The 25,192-nt window shown below is 59.6% G+C and carries 20 protein-coding genes and 1 pseudogene; 9 read left to right on the forward strand and 12 right to left on the reverse strand.

Going from position 1 to position 25,192, the window contains the following annotated elements:
- Window positions 1-232: 232 nt before the first annotated feature.
- From AB5Y71_RS13880 to AB5Y71_RS13900, 5 genes and pseudogenes are all read right to left on the reverse strand, one after another.
- Window positions 233-1,858: a methyl-accepting chemotaxis protein gene (locus AB5Y71_RS13880; protein WP_368171820.1), complete on the reverse strand. Its 1,626-nt coding sequence runs from the start codon at window positions 1,856-1,858 to the stop codon at window positions 233-235.
- Window positions 1,859-2,181: 323 nt separating this feature from the next.
- A pseudogene (locus tag AB5Y71_RS13885) lies at window positions 2,182-2,758 on the reverse strand (histidine phosphatase family protein).
- Window positions 2,759-2,912: 154 nt separating this feature from the next.
- A complete protein-coding gene (locus AB5Y71_RS13890) occupies window positions 2,913-3,566 on the reverse strand; it encodes a transcriptional regulator (RefSeq protein WP_005334376.1) in 654 nt (217 codons plus the stop codon).
- Between the two features lie 64 nt (window positions 3,567-3,630).
- A complete protein-coding gene (locus AB5Y71_RS13895) occupies window positions 3,631-4,920 on the reverse strand; it encodes a serine dehydratase subunit alpha family protein (RefSeq protein WP_368171821.1) in 1,290 nt (429 codons plus the stop codon).
- Window positions 4,921-4,942: 22 nt separating this feature from the next.
- A complete protein-coding gene (locus AB5Y71_RS13900; RefSeq protein WP_064340989.1) occupies window positions 4,943-5,326 on the reverse strand; it encodes a Rid family detoxifying hydrolase in 384 nt (127 codons plus the stop codon).
- Window positions 5,327-5,577: 251 nt separating this feature from the next.
- Here AB5Y71_RS13900 and AB5Y71_RS13905 point away from each other — a divergent pair, with 251 nt between their 5' ends.
- From AB5Y71_RS13905 to AB5Y71_RS13915, 3 genes are all read left to right on the forward strand, one after another.
- Window positions 5,578-6,873, forward strand: a complete 1,296-nt coding sequence (locus AB5Y71_RS13905) for a hypothetical protein (protein ID WP_368171822.1) — start codon at window positions 5,578-5,580, stop codon at window positions 6,871-6,873.
- A 192-nt stretch (window positions 6,874-7,065) separates the two neighbouring features.
- Window positions 7,066-9,072 carry a methyl-accepting chemotaxis protein gene (locus AB5Y71_RS13910; protein ID WP_368171823.1) on the forward strand — a complete coding sequence of 669 codons (2,007 nt, stop codon included), beginning with the start codon at window positions 7,066-7,068 and terminating at the stop codon, window positions 9,070-9,072.
- 267 nt (window positions 9,073-9,339) lie between these two features.
- On the forward strand, window positions 9,340-9,627 hold the full coding sequence (locus AB5Y71_RS13915) for a hypothetical protein (RefSeq protein ID WP_107685105.1): 288 nt from the start codon (window positions 9,340-9,342) through the stop codon (window positions 9,625-9,627).
- A gap of 80 nt (window positions 9,628-9,707) precedes the next feature.
- Here the strand turns inward: AB5Y71_RS13915 and AB5Y71_RS13920 are convergent, their stop codons facing one another.
- Window positions 9,708-9,896: a hypothetical protein gene (locus AB5Y71_RS13920; RefSeq protein WP_368171824.1), complete on the reverse strand. Its 189-nt coding sequence runs from the start codon at window positions 9,894-9,896 to the stop codon at window positions 9,708-9,710.
- 262 nt (window positions 9,897-10,158) lie between these two features.
- Here AB5Y71_RS13920 and AB5Y71_RS13925 point away from each other — a divergent pair, with 262 nt between their 5' ends.
- Complete coding sequence (locus AB5Y71_RS13925; protein ID WP_368171825.1) at window positions 10,159-12,156, forward strand: alkyl/aryl-sulfatase; 1,998 nt, start codon at window positions 10,159-10,161, stop codon at window positions 12,154-12,156.
- The gene (locus AB5Y71_RS13930; protein ID WP_236356988.1) at window positions 12,153-12,677 is read left to right on the forward strand and encodes a hypothetical protein; all 525 of its coding nucleotides are present in this window, start codon (window positions 12,153-12,155) and stop codon (window positions 12,675-12,677) included. The genes AB5Y71_RS13925 and AB5Y71_RS13930 overlap by 4 nt, the downstream gene beginning before the upstream one ends.
- Window positions 12,678-12,761: 84 nt before the next feature.
- On the opposite strand, the gene speA is transcribed toward AB5Y71_RS13930, so the two are convergent.
- Window positions 12,762-14,663, reverse strand: a complete 1,902-nt coding sequence (speA, locus tag AB5Y71_RS13935; protein ID WP_005344160.1) for a biosynthetic arginine decarboxylase — start codon at window positions 14,661-14,663, stop codon at window positions 12,762-12,764.
- 1,014 nt (window positions 14,664-15,677) lie between these two features.
- On the opposite strand from speA, the gene pepT reads away from it, so the two are divergent.
- Both pepT and AB5Y71_RS13945 read left to right on the forward strand, forming a co-directional pair.
- The gene (gene pepT / locus AB5Y71_RS13940; RefSeq protein WP_368171826.1) at window positions 15,678-16,901 is read left to right on the forward strand and encodes a peptidase T; all 1,224 of its coding nucleotides are present in this window, start codon (window positions 15,678-15,680) and stop codon (window positions 16,899-16,901) included.
- A 181-nt stretch (window positions 16,902-17,082) separates the two neighbouring features.
- Window positions 17,083-18,792: a lysophospholipid acyltransferase family protein gene (locus AB5Y71_RS13945; RefSeq protein WP_368171827.1), complete on the forward strand. Its 1,710-nt coding sequence runs from the start codon at window positions 17,083-17,085 to the stop codon at window positions 18,790-18,792.
- 114 nt (window positions 18,793-18,906) lie between these two features.
- On the opposite strand, the gene AB5Y71_RS13950 is transcribed toward AB5Y71_RS13945, so the two are convergent.
- The 4 genes from AB5Y71_RS13950 to AB5Y71_RS13965 all read right to left on the reverse strand — a co-directional run bounded on the left by AB5Y71_RS13950 (window position 18,907) and on the right by AB5Y71_RS13965 (window position 21,896).
- Complete coding sequence (locus tag AB5Y71_RS13950; protein ID WP_019445942.1) at window positions 18,907-19,215, reverse strand: SelT/SelW/SelH family protein; 309 nt, start codon at window positions 19,213-19,215, stop codon at window positions 18,907-18,909.
- A gap of 76 nt (window positions 19,216-19,291) precedes the next feature.
- The gene (locus AB5Y71_RS13955; protein ID WP_005361782.1) at window positions 19,292-20,416 is read right to left on the reverse strand and encodes an adenosylhomocysteinase; all 1,125 of its coding nucleotides are present in this window, start codon (window positions 20,414-20,416) and stop codon (window positions 19,292-19,294) included.
- A 182-nt stretch (window positions 20,417-20,598) separates the two neighbouring features.
- Window positions 20,599-21,336, reverse strand: a complete 738-nt coding sequence (locus AB5Y71_RS13960; protein ID WP_120415745.1) for a hypothetical protein — start codon at window positions 21,334-21,336, stop codon at window positions 20,599-20,601.
- Window positions 21,336-21,896, reverse strand: a complete 561-nt coding sequence (locus AB5Y71_RS13965; RefSeq protein WP_005334411.1) for a YceI family protein — start codon at window positions 21,894-21,896, stop codon at window positions 21,336-21,338. The genes AB5Y71_RS13960 and AB5Y71_RS13965 overlap by 1 nt, the downstream gene beginning before the upstream one ends.
- 109 nt (window positions 21,897-22,005) lie before the next feature.
- On the opposite strand from AB5Y71_RS13965, the gene AB5Y71_RS13970 reads away from it, so the two are divergent.
- A complete protein-coding gene (locus AB5Y71_RS13970; protein ID WP_368171828.1) occupies window positions 22,006-22,905 on the forward strand; it encodes a LysR family transcriptional regulator in 900 nt (299 codons plus the stop codon).
- Between the two features lie 58 nt (window positions 22,906-22,963).
- Here the strand turns inward: AB5Y71_RS13970 and AB5Y71_RS13975 are convergent, their stop codons facing one another.
- Entirely contained in the window at window positions 22,964-23,392 is a 429-nt protein-coding gene (locus AB5Y71_RS13975) for a hypothetical protein (protein ID WP_201957808.1), read from the reverse strand.
- 67 nt (window positions 23,393-23,459) lie between these two features.
- On the opposite strand from AB5Y71_RS13975, the gene AB5Y71_RS13980 reads away from it, so the two are divergent.
- Entirely contained in the window at window positions 23,460-25,190 is a 1,731-nt protein-coding gene (locus AB5Y71_RS13980) for a formate--tetrahydrofolate ligase (protein WP_368171829.1), read from the forward strand.
- Window positions 25,191-25,192 lie beyond the last annotated feature (2 nt).

Below are 25,192 nucleotides of genomic sequence, written 5' to 3' on the forward strand. Positions count from 1 at the left end.
GCCGCGATAAGGTGCTCTGATGTGTTGAACTGCGGCAAAAATGGCCATTCAGGGTGACGGCTGCCGTCAAAAATGCACAATTTTTCGGAAAGCGTCACTTAATCAGTCCGGTACTGAATCTCCCCATATCCATGGAAACCGATGACATGTTTCAACACAGGTGCAGTACGACCAACATGATACAAAAAGGCCCCGAACTCTCGGGGCCTGGGGGTAACGTCATCGAACTATATCAAGCGGCATGTGAGCGCCATTTAAAATGATTAATCTGTGTTCTCATTGACTTGGCCATCTCATCAAGACGCTGACACTTGGCCGATACATGGGCTGCCGAGTCCGAGGTATGTACTGCGATATCGGCAATATTGACCATGCTGCGCGTCATCTCTTCGGTGACTTTGCTTTGCTCTTCGGCTGCAGCGGCGACCTGCACATTGAGATTATTCAGATCATCCACCGCACTCACAATTTCTTCCAAAGAGATGCCGCAGGTCAGCATCAGGGTATTCGTCTTCTCCACTTCAGATAATCCGATATTCATACTATCAACAGCCATAGTTGCATTCTGTTGCAGGCGATTGACGGTATTCTGGATTTCTCCGGTAGAATTTTGGGTGCGCTGAGCAAGTACCCGGACTTCATCAGCCACCACCGCGAAACCGCGCCCCTGCTCACCAGCTCTGGCGGCTTCAATTGCCGCATTCAGTGCCAGTAAATTGGTTTGTTCGGCAATCGAGCGAATAACCCCCATCACCTGGGTAATGTTATTGCTTTCGATAGCCAGGTTTTGCAGCACAGTGGATGTATTTTGCAATTGACCAGAGAGCAGAGCCATATTCCCAATGGTCTCCTTGACAACCGCTTGCCCCTCTTCGGCCTTGTTTTCAGCCTGACGGGCGGCAATTGCAGCACTATTTGTATTCTGGGCGATTTCGTTAACCGTTGCGCTCATCTCATTCATTGCCGCAGCGCTCTGATCTGTCTCCAGACGCTGCTGGGCCATTTGCTCTGCACTGGTTAGCCCCAGCTCGTTCAGTGCATCGGCGCCTGTCGATAACTGTTCGGCCACGTCATCCATTTCGCCAATCAATCTGCGGAAATGGCTAACCATATCATTCAGCGCCCGTGCGACTTGCCCCAATTCATCTTCCCGAATGACGGGGACGGTGACGGTCAAATCCTGCTCATGCTGCAATTTGTAAAGTGCTCTGCGCAAAGCGGTGAGCGGTTGACTGATCCCGCGAAAAATCCAGATCCCCAGCACGGATAAAGCGAACAGGGCAATCCCGGTAATGGAGAGGAAGGCAAATGAAAAATCAACGGCCAGACTTTCCAGGGTACCAACATGCTCATCTGCAAATCTCAGCTGGAGTTCAACCAGCTTGCCCAGCTCCTCATTAAAAGGATCAACCGTGCTGTATAACTGATGAATTGCCTTATCAAGAGGAGCTTTTGATGAAAGGTCACTCTTAATACCATCCAGTGTAATGTCGGCTTTGTTCATCAATACTTGGGCAGACTCCGCAATCGCCCGCTCTTCCGCAGACATCTTCTGGGCCATGTAACGCTTCCATTCCGTTGCTGCTTTTAACTGCGCTTCAGTAACGGAACGTTTTGCCTCTTCACGAGTGATTAATCCAACATGCGCTTTATTGATCGCATCAACGACACTGACCGCATACAAGTCTGAAATCAGCTTCAGTTCGGATAACTGCTGCACCTCCTCTTCATTCACCTGATGGGCAGCCTGATTCATCAGGCGCATCCCCCAAAGGGAGAGAGTGCACAGCAAAATCATACAAAACAGCGGTACCACAACCAGCATCAATAATTTGCTACGAACCGAGATCCCTTTCATGGTGTCGTCCTCATACTCAGGCCACTGGTCGTTTAATATGCAATTGATACACCAAGCATCACGCGACCACTCATTTCAATACAATCTCCCGCTTACCTCATTAAAAAGCGCGGTCTGTGCACCATAGTGCAATGCAAGTTGCAACCTGTTCGCAAAACCAGACCTTAAACACATCACCGCAGAAGAAGGGCTAATGCCCTTATTGATAATGCGCTTTTTGAGTCTATTCATCATTTCGTTGATGTCTAATCTTCGCAAAGCAAAATCCGTAGCGTGTTGCAGCCTGCATCGTCCATGCACTGATGGCGGCAACGTCCACGAAACTAGCAAGCAATGCGAGTGATGTGGCCATCCTGCAGCTTATAGAAGGCATCTTGCGGCAACTCCTGTGACCAGGTCGCCTTATAGTCGAGATCGGCATAGACGCCACGCAGCATGGCGCCGAGCAGACCGTGGGAGATGACGATGGCCCGCTCGGCGATGGCGGGATCCTGCAACCACTGGTGTGCCCGGCGCTGAATGCTCTCGAAGCTCTCGGCCCCCGGTGCCTGCAGATACCAGTCCCCCTTGCCGGTATCGAGCTCGGGATGAGCGAGCAGCAGCACCGGTATCTGGCAACTCTCCCACTCCCCCATGCCGAGCTCCATTAACCGGTCGTCCCAGATGATGCGATCAGCTGACAGCCCCAACTGCTCGCACACCAGCAGTGCAGTCTGACGGGCGCGACCGAGCGGGCTAGCATAGACGGTCCAGCGGGCGGGATCCGGCAAGGCGCCGCCCCATGGCGATGGCTTGCGCCTCACCCTTGTCGGTCAGATCGGAGTTGCAACGCCCCTGCAGACGCTGCTCGGCATTGAAGCGGGTCTGGCCATGGCGCAGCAGATAGATGAGTCGAGACATGATTTCTCCAGTACGTTCAGAGAGATAGAAAAATAGAGGGGGAAGATGATAGCAGATGAGCCCGAAGGATGGCCCAAACAGAGAGGCTAAAGCGGGCGTAAAAAACGGGTCAAGGCTGACCCGTTTGCTGCCAATTTGGCCAGAGTGTATCGGCTCAGCCCTTCTTGATCTCCCGCAGATAACGGTAGATGGAGTGGACCGAGATGCCGAGCTGGCGCGCCGCAATCTGGGCACTGTCTTTTAACTCGAAGATCCCCATATCGTGCAGCTGGTTGACGATGACCCGTGTCTTCTGGGACGGGGGCACAGCCTCGTTGCCGCGCACCTCGGCACTGACGGTGTCGATGGTGCTGTTGAGCGCTTCGTCGATGTTGCGGGCGAACACCTCCGGGGTGGCATGGCTCTCGTGGGGATGCATGCACTCCGGCATCATGGTCCGTAGCACGGATTGCAGCGGGGCATCCATGTCGCTGTTAATGCAGAGCAACCCGATGGCCCTGTGCTCCCCGTTGCGGATCACGGTCGTGATGGAGCGCAGCGTCTTGCCGGTGGCACACTTGGTCATGTAGGGGCTGGAGATATCCTGCCCGCTCTTGAGCTTCATCATCGCCAGGTTGGTGATGGGGGCGCCGACACTGCGGCCGGTGATATGGCCGTTGGCAATCTTGACGATCGAGGGATTGCGCGCATCCAGACTGTGGAGCAGCACTTCGGTGTGCTGACCATACATGGCGGCGATGCCATCCACTATGTTCTCCATCGACTTGAGGATCTCAAAATCGCTCGGACTCAACTCTTGCAGCTTCACAATGGGACCTTCTTGCAAGGGTTGCTGCCGGACAATAGGCGCCGGGCAGCAACCGACAGGGACATCAGGCGGACATGATATCAATAATGGTGCTGTCTGTGGCAGACATGCCCTCCTTCACCATCTGGCCGACGTTGCGGATGGTCTGATCCACGTCGCCGGCGACGATCCCCTGCCCCGACACCGAGTGACTGTTGAGGGCCATCAGGAAGCCGCGCACTGCCGCGCCGGAGGAGGTACTCACCTTCATGGCGCAGGAGGCCTTCGCCCCGTCGCACACCATGCCGGCACTGTCGCTCAGTACATTCTGGATGGCGAAGCAGGATTGCTCGAAGCTGCCGCCCGCCAGATAGACCATGGCCATGGAGGCGGCCGCGCTGGTCACGGTATTGCCACAGAAGGCCGACAGCGGCGGATAGTGGGACTTGATATAGATGGCGCCCAGATGGCTCATGATGAGGGCGCGAGCCAGCTGCTCTTCGCTGGCCGCAAAGCGCTCGGCAATCACCATCACCGGAATGGTGGCGGCAATGCCCTGGTTGCCGCTGCCGAAGTTGCTCATGGCTGGCAGGGTCGCCCCCCCCATCCGGGCATCGGAGGCAGCCGCCGTCATCATCACGATGCGGTTCATCACATCCTCGCCGATAAGACCGGCATCGATGTTCTGCTGCATGGTGCGGCCGATCTCGAGACCATAGGGGTTGTTCATCCCCTCGGCAGAGAGCTTGCCGTTGAGCTCGGAAGCTTTGAGGATGAACCTGATCTGATCGAACTCCACCTGGGTAGCGAACTCGTAGATGGCGGCGATGCTGATATCGACGCCATCGCAGATGGAACCGGTTGCACCACCCTGGCTCTGATCGGCGGTGAAGGTCACCTCGCCATCGCGGCGCTGCTCGACGATGCGGGTATGGCCGCCGCAGAGGGTCACTTCGGCGCTGTGCTCTTCACCCTTGTCATCAGTGCCATAAACGGTCACGCGGCAGAAGATAAACTCGGGGGCGGCGGTGCGGCTCACCTGCACCTTGCCAGCATCGATCAGCTGCTGGGCACGATCCACCTGTTCTGGCTGGATCGCGGCCAGCACCTCCAGCCCGGCATCGGCGTTGCCGCCGATGGCACCGGCCGCGGCCGCAATGGCCAGACCGATCTTGCCGGTGCCCGGCACATAGACACCCATCGAGTTTTTATAGAGGTTGTCCGACACCGCAACCTCGAGGCGACCGGGCTCACCCCCCAGTTGCCGGACGGCGACCGCTGCGGCATAGGCGGCGGCGATTGGCTCGGTACAACCCAGCGCTGGTTTGACAACCTGTTGAATAATCTGCAGATACTGCTGCCACGCTTGTTTCATCACTTGAACCTTTTTATCAGCATTAACGAGCGATATGGGCGATCGCTTCCACTTCAACCTTGACGCCCATCGGCAGATCCTTCACTGCGAAGCAGCTGCGCGCCGGACAATCTTTCTGGAAATAGGCTTTATAGACCTCGTTGAACGCGGCAAAATCGCTGATCTCGGCGAGGTAGCAGGTGGTTTTGAGCACGGTATCCAGCGAGCCGCCAGCGGCTTCCAGCACGGATTTCAGGTTTTCCAGTGACTGGCGGGTCTGGGCGGCAATCCCCCCTTCCACCACACCCCCCTGCTGCTTGCAGACCGGCAACTGACCGGAGGTAAAGATGAGGTTGCCATAGGCAGTGCCGTGGCTGTAGGGACCGATAGCGTCAGGTGCCGCTGCTGCTGTGATGATGCGTTTCATATAGCCACTCCTGTTTGTGCAATTTTTTTTGCAATCATGAATCTCATTCCGTTCAACATTATTTGCTTTTTATTTTATCCATTCAACAAAAAGATACAAAAATGGCGTTTAAAGGCACCTTTCGGCCTCAATATAAACCGTGATCACCATCCTGATTTGAACAAAAGTACTCTTATGGGCATTGTTTATGACAGTTTCACTCAACTATATTTGCGCCAATTTCCCACATCCCTACAAAAAAGAAGGTTTTAATGGACGCGCATAGCACTACACTCGCCAGCCCCGTGATGGGCACGCTGGAATGGAAAGAAGCGGTTCGCTTCGACAGCACCGACTGGGGCTGGATCATCATGAGCATCGGCATGGCCATCGGCGCGGGGATCGTCTTCCTGCCGGTACAGGTGGGTCTGATGGGTTTGTGGGTCTTTCTGCTCTCGGCCGTGATCGGCTACCCCGCCATGTACATGTTCCAACGCCTCTTTATCAACACCCTGGCCACCTCGCCGGAGTGCAAGGATTACCCCAGCGTCATCACCGGCTACCTCGGCAAGAACTGGGGTGTGCTGCTCGGCGCCCTCTACTTCGTGATGCTGGTGATCTGGGTCTTCGTCTACTCCACCGCCATCACCAATGACAGCGCCTCCTTCCTGCAGAGCTTCGGCGTCACCGATGGCCTGCTCTCCGAAAACCCGCTCTACGGTCTGGTGCTGATCTGCGGTCTGGTGGCACTGGCCTCGCGCGGCGAAAACCTGCTGTTCAAGATCTCCACCTTTATGGTGCTGACCAAGATCAGCGTGGTTGCGGTGCTGGGCCTTATGATGGTGGACAAGTGGGATGCGGCCAACATCACCGCCATGCCCGCTGCCGGTGACTGGATGAAGGATGCCATCATCATGCTGCCCTTTACCCTCACCTCCATCCTCTTTATTCAAAGCCTGAGCCCCATGGTGATCTCCTACCGCTCGCGGGAAAAGTCGCTGGAAGTGGCCCGCTTCAAGGCGATGCGCGCCATGAATATCGCCTTCGGCATCCTGTTCGTGGTGGTGTTCTTCTACGCGGTCTCCTTCACTCTGGCCATGGGCCACGATCAGGCGGTCAAAGCCTCTGAAGAGAACATCTCCGCGCTGGCCATGGTAGCCCAGGGGATGCCCGGCCAGACCCTCAAGCTCCTGAGCCTCACCCTCAACATCTTCGCGGTGATGACCGCCTACTTCGGCGTTTACCTCGGTTTCCGTGAAGCCTGTCAGGGGCTGGCAATGAACCTGCTGCGCCGCGTCATGCCGGAAAACCGCATCAACAAAGGATTGGTGGGCAAAGGGATCATGGTGTTCACCGTCATGCTCTCCTGGGGTGCCATCGTGCTCAACGCACCGGTACTGAGCTTCACCTCCATCTGCAGCCCCATCTTCGGCATGGTGGGTTGCCTCATCCCGGCTTATCTGGTCTATCAGGTACCGGCGCTGAACAAGTACAAGGGCACCTCCCTCTACATCATCATCGTCACCGGCCTGCTGCTCTGCGTCTCGCCCTTCCTGGCGTTCAACTGATCGGTTTCCCCTTATCGACCACGGGTCACCTTCGGGTGGCCCGTTTTCTATTGGTGCGGCTGACCGCGCCCCGCCCGGAAGTAAAAAGCCAAGGGGATCACAACTTGCAACCGGCCATCACCCAAGGGAGGCCGCTCGGAGTACTATTCAGGCAACACGAATCACGCCCGCACTCAGGTATCGAGGCTTAACATGAAATGGATTTTCAACCCCGCCATCCGGCTGGGCAATCAGCTCTCCTTCAAATACAAATTCCTGCTCTGGTCCTGCCTGATGATGCTGCCACTGGCCTACAGCATGACCAATCTGCTGGGGCGGCTACAGGATGACAACGTCCAGGCCAACCGTGAGCTGGCCGGCGTGGTCAATCTCGCCCCCATTCCCGCCATCGAACAGGCCCTGCTCACCCATCGCAATCTGATGACCCGCCACGCCTATGAGGTGGATCCGGTCGGTGACGATCAGCTCAAGGCAGCCGCACAAGCCGTTGATCAGAGCCTGCAAGCCTTTGCCGACACCCGCCAGAACAACCCCTCCTTTGAGGTGATCCAGCAAGGCTGGGCCGCCCTGCAGAGTGGAGCGGGCAAGCTGGAAGTGGAGCAAAGCAACTTGCGCCACGACAAGCTGCTGACCGAGGTGCGCCACCTCTACAAGCACATTACCGCCAGTAGCAGCCTTATCCAGGATCCGGCGCTCGGTACCTACTACATGGTGATCCTCGCCAGCGAGCGGTTGCCGCAGCTGCGCGACCTGCTGGCTCAGGTGCGGGATCGCGCCGCCACCATCGCCGATTTCGGCCTGTTTCAGGCTGAGGGCTACAGCGGCCTGCGTTTTCGTCTCGACCTGATCAGCGCCACTCTGCAGGAGCTGGAGGCCGATCTGACCCTGCTCTACCAGATTGAACCCGCCTACCGCGCCGAGCTGGGTCAGCAGACCGATGCTCTGATACAGCTGGTGCGTCAGGGGGTCGAAACCATGGAAAACAAGATGATGAAGGATCAGCTGGTGCAGCTCTCCACCAAGGAGGTGCTGGCACTGGGGGATAAGATGGACGAGGCTATCACCGCGCTGGCAGGCCAGGTACGCCAGCGGCTGGAGGCCGACCTGCATCAGCGGCTGACCGCCAACCAACGCCACTTCTGGTGGGTCACCGCGCCGCTGACCGTCAGCTTGCTGCTCTACCTCTACCTGATGATCGGTGCCTATCTCTCCCTGCGCGAAACCGTGGGGCGGGTGCGTGATATTGCCGCCCGGGTCAACGCCCAGGATCTCAGCCAGCATATCGAGATCGTCGGTCAGGACGAGCTGGCCGCCATCAGCCGGGATTACAACGTGACCCTGGAGACCCTGCGCACCCTGATGCGGCGAGTGCGGGAAAATGGCGTCACAGTAGTGGAGAGCGCCACCGAGATCGAAGCGCGCACCTGCCGCTCACAGGAGGTCATTGCCGATCAGCAAGGGGAAACCCATCAGGTCGCCACCGCCATCAAGGAGCTGGCCGCAACCTCACAAGACATGGCGGGCAACGCCCTGCAAGCGGCCCGCATGACCCAGGAGGCGCAGAACGTGGTCGGTCAGGGCGAGGATGTGGTGGAGCGCACCATCAAGGCCATCGACCATATCAACCGCGAAGTGCTGCGCACCGCCGACACCATCGGCCAACTGGAGCAGCAGTGCAGCCAGATTGGTGGCGTCATCAGCGTGATCCGCGGTATCGCCGAGCAGACCAACCTGCTGGCCCTCAACGCCGCCATCGAAGCGGCCCGGGCTGGTGAGCAGGGTCGCGGCTTTGCGGTGGTGGCCGACGAGGTGCGGTCTCTTGCCAACCGCACCCAGGGGGCTACCGTCGAGATCCAGCAGATGATTGAACAGCTGCAATCCGGCGCCCGAGCCTCGGTCACCGCCATGTCGGCGGCCAGCCATGAAGCGCAGGAGGGGGTCGGGCTGGCGCAGGAGGCAAAACAGGCTTTCGGCGCCATTACCGAGAAGGTGGATCGAATGGTCGATACCAACGCCATCATCGCCAGCGCCATCGAGCAGCAGGGCGCCGTGGTCAACGAGATCGAACGTAATGTAGTGCGCATCTCCGATGGCAGCGACGAGGCGTTGCAAGTGGCCAACGCCGCCCGCGATGCCGCCCGCCAGATCCACCAGCTCACCGAACAGCTGCGCGCCATGGTACAGAGCTTCGTGCTGTAACAGAGCGCTGACAAGCCGGGCTCAACGTGAGCCCGGCATTATCCCGGTCTCGCCCCTGCCCACAACATCTCGGTTGCTCGGATCATCCAGAAAATCTCTGCGGCCCACTTGCCGGGCAAACGCCAACAAAGTAGTCTCGAACGAAAACAAAATGCGGCATTCCCGACACGCACGGTCTACGACGTCGAGGCAAGCAAGCCGCCTGCGAGCCACAGATTAAAACCAGCGTCACGTCATCTATCACCCGCTTCAAGCGAGGATTTACCCATGGCCAGATACCAGTTTTTTACCATTCCGGCATCCAATCGGCAGCAATACACCTTTATCGACATGGCATCTCCGACTTTCCTGAGTGAAAAGGCGGCACTACTGACCCAAGGATTCGAGGTGGAGGAGGACTTTATTGACGCGACCAGTCCACGGGAGGCCGTCGAGAAATACCAATCCAATTTTCTCTATATAGCGGATGAGATAGGCAAGTCCGATAGCAGCTACGCCGCGGCCGTCGCCATGCTGGAGATTGGCAAGGGGTTATTGGGCAATAAAAACCGCTGAGATTAGGTACAGCGGTGAAGAGTGGTGGCCATCGTGGCAACGCGCCCGATGGCCATATGGCAAGACATCAATTCGGTGATTCAGAAGCGCCCCAGCTGCTGGAGCAGCTCGATCAGCTCCTCTTCGCTGCTCGGCTCATAGGCCAGCTGAAGGCTCGGCGCGGCGCCTCCCATCAGCATATAGACGTTGGTGCTGCAGTGGTCGTAGTGATACCACTTACCGTCGATACAGACGTCGGTATAGCATCTCGGGTCCCTTTTCAGTTCCATATGCACATCCTTTTGTTACATCCCATCAACATCACTCCTGACCGTAAGACAACCCGCTGCGACCTATCTTGATACAGATCAAGATGTGCAACGGCTGTGCTCCTGCGGGCGCAATTCCTGCTGTTTTCCTCCCGGATGGCGGTTTGTACCGCAAGCATCCCCCACTTCTCTCCCTTCTCTTCCTTATCTCCCTTCTATTCGCTGACTTGAGCCTGACTACACTTAGCCCTGTCGACCCACACCACCATCTGGAGTCATACCGATGAAACCGAGGCTTTCCACCCCCACGATTTTCTCGCTCTTGCTCTGTGGCACACTGCTTGTGCAGCCTGCTCTTGTGCAGTCGGCCAAGGCCGCCATCGACCCCAAGCCTGCCAGCGAATTTACCATCAAGGCAAACCAGCAGGTGCTCAATACCCTGCCCTTCAATGACAAGCAGGATTTCGAGGATGCCCAGCGTGGCTTTATCGCCAAGCCGGAGACCCTAACCATCAAGGATGACAAGGGCAACGTGGTGTGGGATCTGGAGCAGTACAAGAGCTACATCGGCCTCGACAAGGCCGCGCCGGACAGCGTCAACCCCAGCTTGTGGCGCAATGCCCAGCTCAACATGCAGTACGGCTTGTTCAAGGTCACCGACAAGATTTACCAAATCCGCGGCTTTGATCTCTCCAACATCACCTTTATCGAAGGCAACAAGGGATGGGTGGTGTTCGATCCGCTGATCTCCCCGCAAACCGCCAAGGCGGCGCTGGCCTTCATCAACAAGACCCAAGGGGAGCGCCCGGTCACCGCGGTGGTCTACAGCCACTCCCACGTGGATCACTACGGCGGTGCCGCCGGTCTGTTCAACTCGCTGGACGAGGTGAAAAAGAACGGCGTCGAGATCATCGCGCCTGAAGGATTTACCGAACACGCGGTGTCGGAGAATGTCATCGCCGGCAATGCCATGGCCCGCCGCGCCGTCTACATGTATGGCGCCCTGCTGCCGCGCAACCCGCAGGGCGGCGTCAATGGCGGTCTGGGGCAAACCACCTCCACCGGCGTGCCCTCGCTGCTGCTGCCGACCCGCTTTATCACCAAAACCGGTGAGACGCTAACAGTGGATGGCGTCAAGATGGTCTTCCAGATGACCCCGGGCACCGAAGCGCCCGCCGAGATGAACACCTGGTTCCCGGACAGCAAAGCATTGTGGATGGCCGAAAACACCACCAACACCATGCACAACATCCTCACCCTGCGCGGCGCCCAGGTGCGCGATGCGCTTAAGTGGGCCAGCTTTCTCAACGAGACTATCGAAACATGGGGTGATCAGGCCGAGGTCAAATTCCAGAGCCACCACTGGCCACGCTGGGACAATACCAACATCGTCGACTACTTCAAGAAGCAGCGGGATCTCTACAAATACATCCATGACCAGTCGGTACGCCTGATGAACATGGGCTACACCGGTGAGGAGATCTCCGAGCAGATCACCCTGCCGCCCGAGCTTAACAACTTCTGGCCTAACCGCGGTTACTACGGCACCCTGCGCCACAACAGCCGCGCCGTCTATCAGCGCTATATGGGCTGGTACTCCGGCAACCCCTCCGATCTCGATAACCTGCCACCGGAAATGGTCGGCCCCAAATATGTCGAGTTCATGGGTGGCGAAGAGGCATTGCTGAAGAAAGCCAAGGCCTCGTTCGACAAGGGGGAATATCGCTGGGTAGCAGAAGTGCTCAAGCATCTGGTGTTTGCCAACCCGAGCAACACAGAGGGCAAGCTGCTGCTGGCAGATGCACTGGAGCAGCTGGGCTATCAGGCTGAATCCGGCCCGTGGCGCTCCGTCTATCTGCAAGGCGCCTATGAGCTGCGCAATGGCGTTCCTAATGTTGGCGGAACAGTCACCGCCTCACCGGATACCATCCGGGCCATGAGCCCCAGCATGCTGTTTGACTATCTCTCGGTGCGCATTAACCCCGAGAAAGCGGCGGGCAAGAAGATGGTCATCAACATGGCGTTCACCGACATCGGGGAGAAACATACCCTGAGTCTGGAGAACTCGGTGCTCAACCACACAACCCGCTATGCCGCCAAGCCTGATGTGACCATTACCCTGAGCAAGAAGACGCTGGATGATACCCAGCTCGGTCAGGGCACCATGGAGCAGAAGATCGCCAACGGCGAGATCAAGATCGAGGGAGATCAGCAGAAGTTCAGTGACTTCATCAGCCTGCTCGACAAGTTCAACTTCTGGTTCAACATAGTGACGCCATGATGCAACGCACCTTGCGCGCATGCATGGTCCTGCTCTGCCTCATCCCCGGGATGGGGCAGAGCTGTGGTTATGATGCCCTTTATCCCAATCCGTTCGAACAGAGCTGGCCCGGCACGGTCAATATTGCCATGGCCACGGCGACTGCGGTGAGCCGTGAGCAGTTACCCCCCTTGGCAGCCCTGACAGGCGAAGCCGGCTTCTCCCGTAGCCAGGCATGGCTCCAAACCCTCAAAAGTCGACTCCAGCAGGCAGGGGTAGGCGGCGGGATCTCTATCCTGCTTATCGACTCAGGACTCTGGTCCAGAGTACGAGGCAAGGAGTCCCTACTGCTCCAGTTGCACACCAGCGGCCCAAACCCCAAAGACCGGGTGATGCTGCTGAGTGAAGCCGCCATCAACGCCATGTTGAATGGGTCGCTCACCATCGAGCAGGGACTGCAATTGGGTATTGTGGAGCTGCAAAGAGACGACAATCAGCAGTTGCAGCAGGATCTGCACAAGGCGCTGAGCTCGCAGACCTGACCGCCACAGGAGGAACAGATAGGACAAAGGGAGGCAAATGCCTCCCTTTTTTATGCCTTCACGGCGAACGTCAAGCGCGGGCGCTTATTCGTCTTCCAGATAGGCGTAGCCTTGCAGGCCCAGCTCCAGCTCGTCGAGCAGGGCTTTGCGAGTGGCATCGTCCAGCGCCGGGTGAGCGGCGATCCGCTGGTAGTTTTCGCGGATCACGGACGGGTCGATGTTGACGTAACGCAGCAGCTGGTCGACGGTGTCGCCACGCACCACGTTGCGAATGTCCATCTTGCCCTCTTCGTCCAGCCACACTTCCGCGCAGTGGGTGTCACCGAACAGGTTGTGCAGATCGCCGAGGATCTCCTGATAGGCACCGACCAGGAAGAAGCCGACGTGGCACTCTTCGTTCTCGCCGTAGACCGGCATTGGCAGGGTGCTCTCGACCCCCAGACCGTCGACATAGTGCTCGACCTGACCGTCGGAGTCACAGGTGATATCCATCAGGATACCGCGACGGCTAAGCGGACGATCGAGACCAGCCAGCGGCATCACCGGGAATACCTGACCGATACCCCAGGCATCCGGCAGAGACTGGAACAGGGAGAAGTTGGCAAAGCACTTGTCCGCCAGCTTTTCACTCAGTTCGTCAGCCAGCGCACGGTGGTTGCGGTTGACCGGGTTGAGCATCTCTTTGAGCGCCAGACAGGTGTTCTGGTGCAGCATCTCGGCCCAGGCACGCTGTTCAAGGTTCAAGAGGCCCATGGTGTACTGGGTATTCACGTCACCCAGATCTGCCACCGAGTCATGGAAGATCTCCAGCAGGGAGGGATCTTCGCTGCGCAGATCCAGCCAGCCTTTCCACATGTTCTGCAGAATGGTAGGTGCATCTTCGTCCGGCGCGCTGATGTCGTTCATCTCCACCCCTTCGGCACCAATGATATTGGTAACCAGCACGGCGTGGTGAGCGGTCAGGGCACGGCCAGACTCGCTGATGATGGTCGGGTGCGGCAGATCGAACTCGCGGCAGACATCGCCGATGCCCCATACCACGTTGTTGGCGTACTCGGAGAGGCTGTAGTTGGCGGAGCAGTGGCTCTGGGAACGGGTTCCCTCGTAGTCCACCCCCAGGCCACCACCGACGTCCACAACTTCGATGTTGGCACCGAGGCGACGCAGTTCAGCGTAGAAACGGCCGCACTCGCGGATGCCGCCCTGAATGTCGCGGATATTGGCGATCTGGGAGCCCAGATGGAAGTGCAGCAGTTGCAGGCAATCCAGCTTGCCCAGCCCGCGCAGACGTTCGATCAGCGCCAGGATCTGGGAGGCGGAGAGACCAAATTTGGACATGGAGCCACCGCTCGATTCCCACATGCCGGAGCCGGTGGAAGCGAGCTTGGCACGCACCCCGATGTTGGGCTTGATGTTGAGACGAGCTGACTCGTCCAGCACCATTTCCAGCTCGGAGGGCTTCTCCACCACGATGTAAACCTTGTGGCCCATCAGGTTGCCCAGGAGGGCGTGGCGGATATATTCGCGGTCTTTGTAACCGTTGCAGACGATCACCGAGCCTTGCTCATGGTGATGGGACAGCACGGCCAGCAGTTCCGGTTTGGAACCAGCTTCCAGGCCAAGCCGGGGCTTGTCGCTGTAGGACTGGCTGATGGTCTCGATGACACGACGCTGCTGGTTTACCTTGATCGGATAAACGCAGAGGTAGTCCCCTTCATAGCCTGACTTCTCGATGGCCTGACCAAAGGCGTTGAACAGCGCATCGACCCGACTCTTGAGAATGTCGGGGAAGCGCAGCAACACGGGGGTGGTCAGCCCGGACTGACGCAACTGTTCGATGGCGTCAGAGAGCACAATATGCGCGTCAGGGCGTGATTTGTCGGGGGCGACGGTCACATGACCGGCGTCATTGATATTGAAAAAACCCGCACCCCAGTAGGGAACGTTGTAGACCTTCAAGGAGTCCTTGCTGGACCAGTTAGTCATGGGCTATGCCTCGCAAATGAGCGACCCAAAGTCGCCTTCGTTACCCTCAATCACATCCAGACCATCTAGTGCAGAGTACGGCGAGCGCTGCCATCACGAGACGCAGCCACCCAAACCAACGCTTTGCACATCGCGGCAAGCCAGAGGCTGCCTGGTGGATCTTGGGGAAGTAACGAGTCTTGATGTGGGGCTGGTGGCTTTACATCAAGCTCAACGGTATGCGGTGCCACTATGCCGTAGCGCCGCGGTACTTTGATGACAGACGACATCAGCCACGCCGTCAGTTCATCATTCGGCAGCGATCCCGACAGAAGGAGAGGGTTCCAAGGAAGAGAAGCGAAGGCGCCAGCACGCATGCGTGTTGATAGACGACAACAACCACAGCCCACCTCACCGTCAGTGACCGCCCATGACAAGGGAAGATGATGAGCCGGTGGCCCACTCGGTCAAATGAAGGATGAGAGTCTGTTGTTCTCCCTGATACCGGAGCCTAACCGGTATTAAAGAAACCATTCCCCAGCAGTGTCTGTCGTTTCTGCGTGCCTCGCCCTATAGGCGTATGATCGGTCGGGTTTCTGGCGGCTCTGCCTGCTTCAGGGTTGCCCTTGGATCGGCGCGGAGTGTACACACTTACCGCGGGCAGTGACAATAAAAAATAGTGTTCAAAATCCCCTTTTAATAAGTCGATCAAATCTTGCTGGCGAGCAGGCGGGCTCTGGGATGGCGCAGGTTATGCGACAGCCCGGTTTCCCCTTGAAAAGTGTGCGAAAACGCCATGGTTGGGCTGACGCCTTGCTGTGCGGTGGCTGAGGGAAATTTGGTCGCCACCGCCAGCGCCTAAATATCGTAATAAACGTAAAATTTATGCGTTCTCCCTCCCGGACGTTGCCCCGCGCGCCGCACATTCGCCGCTCTTCCCTTGCGTCAAAAAATGGGAAAAACCTGCGCTGACGCAATGAGTGCCCCGCACGGATTGGCCACAATGACCGCTCACAATCGGTTAGAGGCTGACTAATGGATACCCTGCTTGAGCGTTTTCTGCGTTACGTAACTTTTCATACCCGCTCCGATGAGACCAATCCAGCCTGCCCCAGCAGCGAAGGCCAGCTGATCTTTGCCCGCGCCCTGCAAGAAGAGATGAAGGAGCTTGGGCTAACCCGGGTCACCCTGGATGAACACGGCTACCTCACCGGCTGCCTGCCGGGCAACCAGCCGGACGCCCCCGCCATCGGCCTGATTGCCCACATGGATACCGCCGACTACGAGGCGGAGCACGTAGTACCGCAAATCATCGAAAACTATCAGGGTGGCGACATCTGCCTTGGCAAGGGTGACGAGGTGCTTGCCATCCGTGACTACCGTTTCCTGAAAAACTATCTGGGTCAGGATCTCATCACCACCGACGGCACCACCCTGCTCGGGGCTGACGACAAGGCCGGCATCGCCGAGATCCTCACCGCCATCGCTCACCTGCAGGCCCACCCCGAGATTCCGCGCGGCGATATCTGGGTCGGCTTCACCCCGGATGAAGAGATCGGCCGCGGCGCCAACCTGTTCCCGCTGGACAGATTCCCGGCCAAGTGGGCCTATACCGTGGATGGCGGCGAGCTGGGCGAGCTGGAGTATGAAAACTTCAACGCCGCCAGCGCCAACCTGCGCTTTGTCGGCAACAACGTCCACCCCGGCACCGCCAAGGGCAGCATGATCAACAGCCAGACTCTGGCCGCCCGCTTCCACGCCGCCATGCCCGCCGAGCAGACCCCGGAGTGCACCGACGGTTATGAGGGCTTCTTCCATCTGGCCCAGATGAGCGGCACGGTGGAGGAGAGCACCCTGCACTACATCATCCGCGACTTCGACGACGAGCGTTTCGCCGCGCGCAAGGCCGAGATGCAAAGCCGGGTCGCCGCCATGCAAGCCGAGTATCCGAAGGCCCGCATCGAGCTGACCCTGACCGACAGCTATCGCAACATGCGCAGCCAGATTGAGCCGCACATGCATATCGTCGAGCTGGCCAAGGCCGCCATGGAAGCCGCAGACGTGGTGCCGAAGATCAAGCCCATTCGCGGCGGTACCGATGGCGCCCGCCTCTCCTTTATGGGCCTGCCCTGCCCCAACCTCTTCACCGGTGGCCACAATTTCCACGGCAAGCACGAGTTTATCCCGCTGCAATCCATGGAGAAATCGGTCGCCACCCTGGTGGAGCTGGTGCGCCTCACCGCCGCCTGGCGCGGCTAATCGGGTCGCTATCATTACCACGACCACCGAGGGGGGAGCCGATTAACCGGCTCCCCCCTTTGCTATCTGACCACCAGCCGCGAGCCACTGGCCGCCGCTGCCATCAAACTGTCATCCCGCTGACATGTCGCGGGAACAGTGCCACACCATGCTGGGGAGAACGGATCGCCGGAGCCCCCAGATGTTCACTATCGATACCCTGCTGACCCAGCACTTCCCCCGCCTGCTTGGCTACCCCCTGCTCACCCCGCGGTTAAAGCGGCTGCTGGGCTGGCTGCTCAACGAGCAGGCATTTGCCGACTTTGCCGCCCGCTACCCGCACCTGCGCGGCCTCGACTTTGTCGAACAGGCACTGACACGCCTCGATTTCGACTATCGGGTCAGCGAGGCGCAACTGGAGCACATTCCCGCCAGCGGCCGGGTCATGCTTGTCGCCAACCACCCCATCGGCTCGCTGGACGGACTGGTGCTGCTGCAGCTGCTCGGCCGCATTCGCCCCGATGTGAAGATCGTTGCCAACCAGCTACTGGCCCAACTCGCGCCGCTGCGCCCCCTGCTGCTGCCGGTGGACAACATGGCGGGCAAAACCGATCGGCAGGCCATCCTCGCCATGAACGAACACCTCGCCCATGAAGGGGCGCTGGTGATCTTCCCCGCTGGCGAAGTCTCCCGGCTTGGCCTCAAGGGGGTGAAAGATGGCCCCTGGCAGTCAGGCTTTATCAAATTGGCCCAGCGCACCCGCACCCCACTGGTGCCCATCCATCTGGGGGGGCGCAACAGCCTCTGGTTCTATCTCGCCTCCTGGCTCAACAAGCCCGCCTCCGCCCTGTTGCTGGTGCGCCAGCTATTTCGCCAGCAGGGGCAGACCCTGCCGGTGACCATAGGAGCGCGCATTCCGCTCGGCAGTTTTCAGGAGCTGCCCGCCAAGACGGCGGCGCGGCTGGTGCGCAACCATCTCTACCGGATTGGCCGTGGCAAGGCAGGGCGCCTGCAGACCGAGGCCCCCATCGCCCTGCCGGAGGATCGCCGCCAACTCAAACAGGCCATTGAAAGCTGCGAGCAGCTCGGCACCACCCCGGATGGTCAGGGGATCTACCTCTACCGCCGCCACGAACTGAGTCACTCGGTAATCCTGCGCGAGCTGGGGCGGCTGCGGGAGATCGCATTTCGCGCGGTGGGGGAAGGGTCCGGCAAGCGGCGGGATCTCGATGGCTTTGACAACGACTATCACCACCTGATCCTCTGGGATCCGGCCCGACTCGACATTATCGGCGCCTACCGCTTTGCCCCGGTGGCGGAGCTGCTGGCCAGCAAGGGGAAGGATGGTATCTACAGCCACACCCTGTTCGGCTTTGAGGATAAGCTGCTGCCCCGGCTGGAGCAGGCCATCGAGCTTGGCCGCAGCTTTATCCAGCCCGCCTACTGGGGCAAGCGGGGGCTCGATTATCTCTGGTTCGGCATCGGTGCCTATCTGGCCCGCTATCCCCGCTACCGCTACCTGTTTGGCCCGGTGTCGCTCTCCGGCAGCCTACCGCCGGCGGCCAAGGATCTGCTGGTGAGCTTCTACCGCCAGCACTTTGCCCCCGAGCTGGCGCTGGCCCCCTCCCGCCGTCCCTACCCCGAAACGCAGCCTCTGTTCGAAGGGGTGGATTACGGCGCCGACCTCAAAGCGCTCAAGGCCCGCCTCGACAATTTGGGCTGCGCCATCCCTACCCTCTACAAGCAGTATTCCGAGCTGTGCGAGCCGGGCGGAGTGCAGTTCATGGACTTTGGTATCGACCCCGACTTCAACCACTGCATCGACGGGCTGGTGTGGGTCGATGTGAGCCGCATCAAGTCCCACAAGCGGGCCCGCTATATCGGCAGTCATCTGGTCGAGCCGCGCTTATAACCCTGCTGGAGCCAGGCAAACAGCCAAAGGCAAAAAAGGAGAGAGAGGCCATCGCCTCCCTCTCCTTTCGCTCTCATGCTCAGCACCTTTTCGAGGCGCTCGGCCCATCTGGCGTTACTCGGCCGCCTTGCGATCCGAGTGGCCGAGATCCCGCTCAGGGGCGATAACATCGCGCACCCGCTGCTTGATCTCCTTGGCCTCGGGGAAGCCGTCATCGACCACTCGATCCCACACCTGCACCCCGCCCACCAGAATGCGGAACTCCCCCTTGCTGGCCGGCACCAGCGCCACCTCCCCCAGATCGCTGTCGAAGGTGGAGAGCAGCTCCTGCGCCAGCCAGGCGGCGCGCAGCATCCAGCGACAGAGGGTGCAGTAGCGGATTTCGATGCGGGGTTTGCTGATCAGGGTTTCAGACTCGGTCATGAGTGACTCCATAAAAAAGCGACAATGGCGGGAAGTGGCGTACCGCTGCCCAATGGCCGCTCCCGGTTTGGTCAAATCAGTGCTGATCAACCCCATGAAAATCGGCCAGCCAATGGCGGGCAATGGTACGCATCGCCGATTCTGGCAGCTCGAACAGGCCGGGAGCAAGAGGGCCTGCCGCCAGCATCCGGATCCCTTCCATAATCTCCGCCAGCACCAGATAGACATATTCGCCAATCACGGCGCCATGAACGAAGTTGACCGCCTCGCCCCGGTTGAGCAGGTAGATCTGGGTACCATCCGGCCGGTTGAGGGCCAGCACATGGGGGCACACCTCTTCGCTCGGCCACGGCAACTGGGCCAGCGAGAAGGCGAACTCGTCGTCAGCCGAGGTGACCGAGGCCACCATGGTGCCGGGGCGCAGCGCCTGCAGATCCGCCAAATCCAGCGAGCCGTTGCCGGTAGAGCAGATCACCAGCTCGGCGCGGCTCAAGGCTTCAGCCTTGGTGATCAAGCGAAAACCGTGAGAGAGCGCTTCGACCTGTCGCAGCACATCGGTTTCCACCAGCCCGAGATGGAGGTTGCGACAACGCAGGTCGCGGGCGATGCTGCGCCCCACCTTGCCATAGCCAAACAGCACGGCTTCGCAGACGTTGAAAGTACGGTTGAGATTACGAGCCAGCGACTCCGCGGAGTAGACCACGCTCAAACCAATCTGGATATCCTCGGCCTGCTTGAGGGGGCTGCGCGCCACCGACACCACCGGGGTCGCCAGCACCTCCTGCTCATAGCGTTGATGGCCGTTCTCGGTCATCTCCACCACCCCGAGGAAACGGGGGCCGAAGTATTCACTCAAGATCACCTGGGTTTTGGCAAAGTAACCGCCAATATCGAGGATCAGCAACCGCTCGTGGGGGGCCACCAGCGGCGCAATCTGCTGGATGATGCTGTCGGGTTCATTGGTCCAGCGTCGGTTGAGGGGCAGCACCGGATAGTGCTGGGATACCCACTCCAGGGTCGGACCGTGTACCGATTTCGGTTTGGGCAAAATGGCGCCAATCCGTCCAATCTGACCGAGAGCGTCGATAAAACGGGGGCGATCGGGAAGCAGGTGAGTGACCAGCAGAATGCAGAGACCATCGATACGTCCCTGTCCGGTGAAATGGCGAAAAAACAGATGCTCAGATCCTTGACTGCGCAACTGTGGCCTCCTTATGTGCCGCAAAGCAGGCAAACAGAACCCGGCGCGGCCGGGTTCTGTGTGTGTCCAAATAAAATGAAAATCCTTTTTATCTGAAACACATATGGGGCTCAATCATTATCTACCAAGAGTATGAGCGAGTATGCAAAAATGACTGTAATTGCCTGTTTTTCATGCAAAAATCAGTACAAAGAAGCAGCAGGCCACACCCACCACAGGCTGAGCCCGGTTCCCGCGGCAGCGAGCAAGATCAACCCACCCCAACGCACTGGCCAGGGTTTGTCACGCAACGCCCACTCCAGCAGCGGCAGCAACCAGACCGGCAGCAACACCACCAGCGGCACCTCCACATATTGCCAGGCCAGCATCTGGACGAAGGCGAGGGCCAGCGCCAGACCGGCTGGGGCTACCTTGATGCCAGCAAAGGTGGCAAGCAGGGCGCGAAAACCGGCGAAAGCGGCCAGCGCACCGGCCAACTGGGCAATCAGCAGACTGCCATCGATGCCGATCACCAGCGCCAGCCAGATAAAGCCGAGGGCAAACCCGAGCCCCTCGCGGCTATCACAGCGCAAGGTGCTCCAGCCCAACCAGAGGATGGCGGGCAGTAGCGCCAGCCAGATCCCGGGTTCGCTCACCAGTACCGAGGCCAATCCCTGCCACCACACCAGCGCGCTGATAACGGCAAAGAGCAGCAACGAGCCGCGTTGATCGTTCACCTGAGCCGCGATGGCAGGGACCAGCAGGGTCAGCGGCAGCCACTGCCACGCCTTTTCCGGCATGCCATAGAGGCCGCCGAGCCAGGATCCCACCAACCAGAGCGCCAGCGCCCCCCACAGATACCCCAGTCGCGGCCAGCGCCACGATAGCAAAGCGGCTCCCAGAGGAGCCGCCAGGGTTTGCAGCAGAAGTTCCGCGCCCATTACTTGCGCACGCCTTCGACAAACAGGTTGATGTTCATCTCGTCCGGAATGCCGGGCAGCATGTAGCTCACGCCAAAGTCACTGCGCTTGATGGTGGTGGAGGCGTTGAAACCGCTGCGGTAGCCGCCCCAGGGATCCTTGCCTTCGCCAATTTTGACCAGATCGAAGGCCACTTCCTTGGAGACGCCGTGCAGGGTCAGAGTCCCTTTCAGCACGCCTTTATCCTTGGTGCCCTCGTAAGCGGAGCTGACGAAGGTCATCTTGGGATACTGCTTCACGTCGAGGAAGTCCGGACTGCGCAGGTGCTTGTCGCGGGCCTCGTGATTGGAGTCGACGCTGGCGGCATCCACTTCAAAGCTCGCCTTGGCGGCCGCCGGGTTGGCGTCATCCATGCTGAAGGTGCCGCTGAAGGTGTTAAAGCGACCCACCAGCTCGGAGAAGCCCAGGTGACCCACCTTGAACTGCACCGTGGTGTGCGCCGCATCCACATCGTAATCCGCCGCCATCAGAGGGGTAGCCATAAACAGGCAGGAGGCCAGCAGAGCCTTGGTCATTTTCATCCGTTCGTTCCTTCATCTTGGGGTCCACATCAGTGGTTAAAATGCTAACCTCGTTCTGAAGATGAATAATCAGTGATTTATTAAATTCATTATTTACTGAGGATGGAAAATGGATCAGATCGCCGCCATGCGCACCTTTATCAAGGTGGTGGAGTGCCAGAGCTTTACCAGGGCCGCCAACCAGCTCGGCATCTCGGTCGCCATGGCCTCCAAGCTAATGCAGCAGCTGGAGGAGTCCCTCGCCACCCGGCTGCTGTCGCGCACCACCCGTCAGGTCAATCCCACCGAAGCGGGCCAGTTCTACTACCAGCGCTCCCTCGCCCTGCTGGCGGAGTTGGAAGAGACCCACAGCCAGCTGACCCACCACAACCAGCAGCCGAACGGCACCCTCAAGCTCTCGGTGCCGATGGATTTTGGCTATCTGCACCTCTCCCCCGCCCTGCCGCTGTTTCGCCAGCGCTTTCCCGATCTCAAGCTCGATATCGAGTACAGCGACCGGCGAGTGGCCCTGGTGGAAGAGGGGTTCGATCTGGCGCTGCGGATCGGCCACCTCAGCGACTCTTCGCTGGTGGCGCGCCAGCTGGCCACCATTCGGGTCGAACTCTGCGCCAGCCCCGCCTATCTGGCACGCAAGGGCAGACCGGAAAAACCCGAGGATCTCAAGCAGCACGACTGTCTGATCTACACCCTGACCCAGCCGGAGTGGCACTTCAAACGGGGAAGCGAGCAGCAGAGCATCCGGCCACAGGGGCCGCTGCGGGCCAACAACGGGGTGGCGCTGACCCGCGCCGCTTGTGATGATCAGGGCATCATATTGCAGCCCACCTTTATCGTGGGGGAGGCACTGCGGTCAGGGCAGCTGGTCAGCCTGCTGCCGGAGTGGGACAAGGGAGAGGTGGGACTTTATGCGGTCTATCCGCACCGCCGCTTCGTCTCGGCCAAGGTGCGCTGCTTTATCGAGTTCGTGCAGGAGCGCTATCTCGCCCCGCAACAGTGGGATAAGCCGTGATGATTGCCAGAGCAGAGGATACGGCCTGACTGTCCGGCCTGCTGGTCCGGCTTGAAACCTAACGCTGGTCGGGTGCGGTGGTGGATGCGGCAACAGGGGTGAGCTTGGCTAGCAGACGATCCTGCTCGGGGTGCAACTGCCAGCGTGGCAAACGGGTGCGTATTACCGACAACTGCTGCTCACTGAGGGCATAGGGGAGCGCCACTTCAATCTCGGGGCAGTCAAACATGGCGGCAAGCTGCAGGATCAGAATGAGGTTTGCCTCGTCGGTCTTGTGCTTGTTGACCCGTTTGCGGATCTCGTGGCGCAGCTGGGTTTCGGGGTCCTGGGTCATCGCCTGCCAGCCGAAACCGAACAACGGCACCAGCGCGCTGACAATCCCCAGCGCCGTCATCGGCTGCTTGGGGGGATGATAGAGTGCGTTGAGATCCAGCCGAACAGGATTCTGACGAACCTCACCCCCACCAAATAAAATCGTTTTCGTCATTGGATTACCCGTTATATTCCACTAGACTGCGCCGCATATTTTACCCCGATATGCCAACGAGGTGCTGATGCTAAGCGATATCGAGATCTCCCGCCAGTCCCCCCGCCTCTCAATCCACGCGCTGGCCGAACGCCTCGCCATCCCCCAGCACCTGCTCAGCCCTCATGGCCACTACAAAGGCAAACTCAGCCTCGACCTGCTCAAGTCGCAGCCAGAACAGAGCGGCAAGCTGGTGCTGGTGAGCGCCATCACCCCCACCCCGCTCGGTGAAGGGAAGACGGTGACCACCCTTGGCCTCTCCATGGGGCTCAACCATATCGGCCAGCCCAGCATCGCCACTATCCGCCAGCCGAGCCTCGGCCCGGTATTCGGGGTCAAGGGGGGGGCCGCTGGTGGCGGCCACGCCCAGGTGGTGCCGATGGAGGAGATGAACCTCCACCTCACCGGCGATTTTCACGCCCTGACGGCGGCCCACAATCTGGCGGCGGCAGCCCTCGATGCCCGGCTGTTCCATGAGCGCAAACTCGGCGACCAGTTCAGCGCCAAAACCGGCCTGCCGCGGCTCGATATCGATGCCGACAACATCCTCTGGCCGCGCACCCTCGACATGAACGATCGCGCCTTGCGCCACCTCACCATAGGTCAAGGTGGAGCAGCCGATGGGGTGGAACGCAGCGATCGCTTCGTCATCACCGCCGCCTCCGAGCTGATGGCCATTCTGGCGCTGGCGAGCGATCTGAAAGACCTGCGCCAGCGCATCGGCCGCATCCAGCTAGCCCGCGATATTCACGGCGAGCCCATTACCGCCGAACAGTTGGAAGTAGCAGGCGCCATGACGGTACTGCTCAAGGATGCGCTGCAACCGACCCTGATGCAGACCACCGAGCAGACGCCGGTGCTGGTGCACGCCGGCCCCTTTGCCAATATCGCCCACGGCAACTCCTCGGTGATCGCCGATCGCATCGCCCTTGGCCTGACCGACTATGTGGTGACCGAGGCGGGTTTTGGCTCCGACATGGGGCTGGAGAAGTTCTTCAACATCAAGAGCCGCCAATCCGGTATTACCCCCGCCTGCGTGGTGCTGGTGGCCACGGTGCGCGGCCTCAAGGCCAACAGCGGCCTGCTCGATATCCGCCCGGGCCAGCCGCTGCCAGCCAGCCTGCAGGGAGAAGATCTGCCAACCCTCAAGCAGGGCTGCGCCAACCTCGCCTGGCATATCCGGAACGCCCGTCGCTACGGGGTGCCGGTGGTGGTCGCCATCAACCGTTTCCCCACCGACAGCGAGGCCGAGCTGGCGCTGCTGGCCCATGAAGCGCAGCAAGCCGGTGCCTGTGGCGCAGCCATCTCCAACGCCTTCACCCAGGGTGGTGCCGGTGCCAGCGAGCTGGCCCGCGCCGTGGCCACCGCCTGCGAGCAGCCAAGCAAAGTCAAACTGCTCTACCCCGACGAGATGAGCCTCGACGCCAAGCTGGCTACCCTGGTGGAGTGCGGCTACGGCGGCCGCGGAGTGCTGCTCTCCGACAGAGCGCGCCAGCAGCTGGCGCAACTCTCCGCCGAAGGGTGGGATCACTTGCCCATCTGCGTAGCCAAGACGCCGCTCTCCATCAGCCATGACCCCGCTCTCAAGGGCGTGCCGACCGATTTCGAGGTGCCCATCGACGAGGTGAAGCTCTGCGCCGGTGCCGGCTTCGTCTATGCACTGGCGGGCCCCATCATGACCATGCCGGGCCTTGGCAGCCTGCCGGCCTATCGTCACATCGACATCGATGATAACGGCGACATCGTCGGCCTGAGCTGAAT

The sequence above is a fragment of the Aeromonas sp. R9-2 genome (assembly GCF_040908025.1).
In the GTDB taxonomy this organism is placed as follows: domain Bacteria; phylum Pseudomonadota; class Gammaproteobacteria; order Enterobacterales; family Aeromonadaceae; genus Aeromonas; species Aeromonas veronii.

What these genes read in the sequence shown, in the direction of transcription:
- AB5Y71_RS13880 (WP_368171820.1), bottom strand. Translation starts at nt 1,858, where the DNA reads ATGAAAGGGATCTCGGTTCGTAGCAAATTATTGATGCTGGTTGTGGTA.
- AB5Y71_RS13895 (WP_368171821.1), bottom strand. Translation starts at nt 4,920, where the DNA reads ATGAAACAAGCGTGGCAGCAGTATCTGCAGATTATTCAACAGGTTGTC.
- AB5Y71_RS13900 (WP_064340989.1), bottom strand. Translation starts at nt 5,326, where the DNA reads ATGAAACGCATCATCACAGCAGCAGCGGCACCTGACGCTATCGGTCCC.
- AB5Y71_RS13905 (WP_368171822.1), top strand. Translation starts at nt 5,578, where the DNA reads ATGGACGCGCATAGCACTACACTCGCCAGCCCCGTGATGGGCACGCTG.
- AB5Y71_RS13910 (WP_368171823.1), top strand. Translation starts at nt 7,066, where the DNA reads ATGAAATGGATTTTCAACCCCGCCATCCGGCTGGGCAATCAGCTCTCC.
- AB5Y71_RS13915 (WP_107685105.1), top strand. Translation starts at nt 9,340, where the DNA reads ATGGCCAGATACCAGTTTTTTACCATTCCGGCATCCAATCGGCAGCAA.
- AB5Y71_RS13920 (WP_368171824.1), bottom strand. Translation starts at nt 9,896, where the DNA reads ATGGAACTGAAAAGGGACCCGAGATGCTATACCGACGTCTGTATCGAC.
- AB5Y71_RS13925 (WP_368171825.1), top strand. Translation starts at nt 10,159, where the DNA reads ATGAAACCGAGGCTTTCCACCCCCACGATTTTCTCGCTCTTGCTCTGT.
- AB5Y71_RS13930 (WP_236356988.1), top strand. Translation starts at nt 12,153, where the DNA reads ATGATGCAACGCACCTTGCGCGCATGCATGGTCCTGCTCTGCCTCATC.
- speA (WP_005344160.1), bottom strand. Translation starts at nt 14,663, where the DNA reads ATGACTAACTGGTCCAGCAAGGACTCCTTGAAGGTCTACAACGTTCCC.
- pepT (WP_368171826.1), top strand. Translation starts at nt 15,678, where the DNA reads ATGGATACCCTGCTTGAGCGTTTTCTGCGTTACGTAACTTTTCATACC.
- AB5Y71_RS13945 (WP_368171827.1), top strand. Translation starts at nt 17,083, where the DNA reads ATGTTCACTATCGATACCCTGCTGACCCAGCACTTCCCCCGCCTGCTT.
- AB5Y71_RS13950 (WP_019445942.1), bottom strand. Translation starts at nt 19,215, where the DNA reads ATGACCGAGTCTGAAACCCTGATCAGCAAACCCCGCATCGAAATCCGC.
- AB5Y71_RS13960 (WP_120415745.1), bottom strand. Translation starts at nt 21,336, where the DNA reads ATGGGCGCGGAACTTCTGCTGCAAACCCTGGCGGCTCCTCTGGGAGCC.
- AB5Y71_RS13965 (WP_005334411.1), bottom strand. Translation starts at nt 21,896, where the DNA reads ATGAAAATGACCAAGGCTCTGCTGGCCTCCTGCCTGTTTATGGCTACC.
- AB5Y71_RS13970 (WP_368171828.1), top strand. Translation starts at nt 22,006, where the DNA reads ATGGATCAGATCGCCGCCATGCGCACCTTTATCAAGGTGGTGGAGTGC.
- AB5Y71_RS13975 (WP_201957808.1), bottom strand. Translation starts at nt 23,392, where the DNA reads ATGACGAAAACGATTTTATTTGGTGGGGGTGAGGTTCGTCAGAATCCT.
- AB5Y71_RS13980 (WP_368171829.1), top strand. Translation starts at nt 23,460, where the DNA reads ATGCTAAGCGATATCGAGATCTCCCGCCAGTCCCCCCGCCTCTCAATC.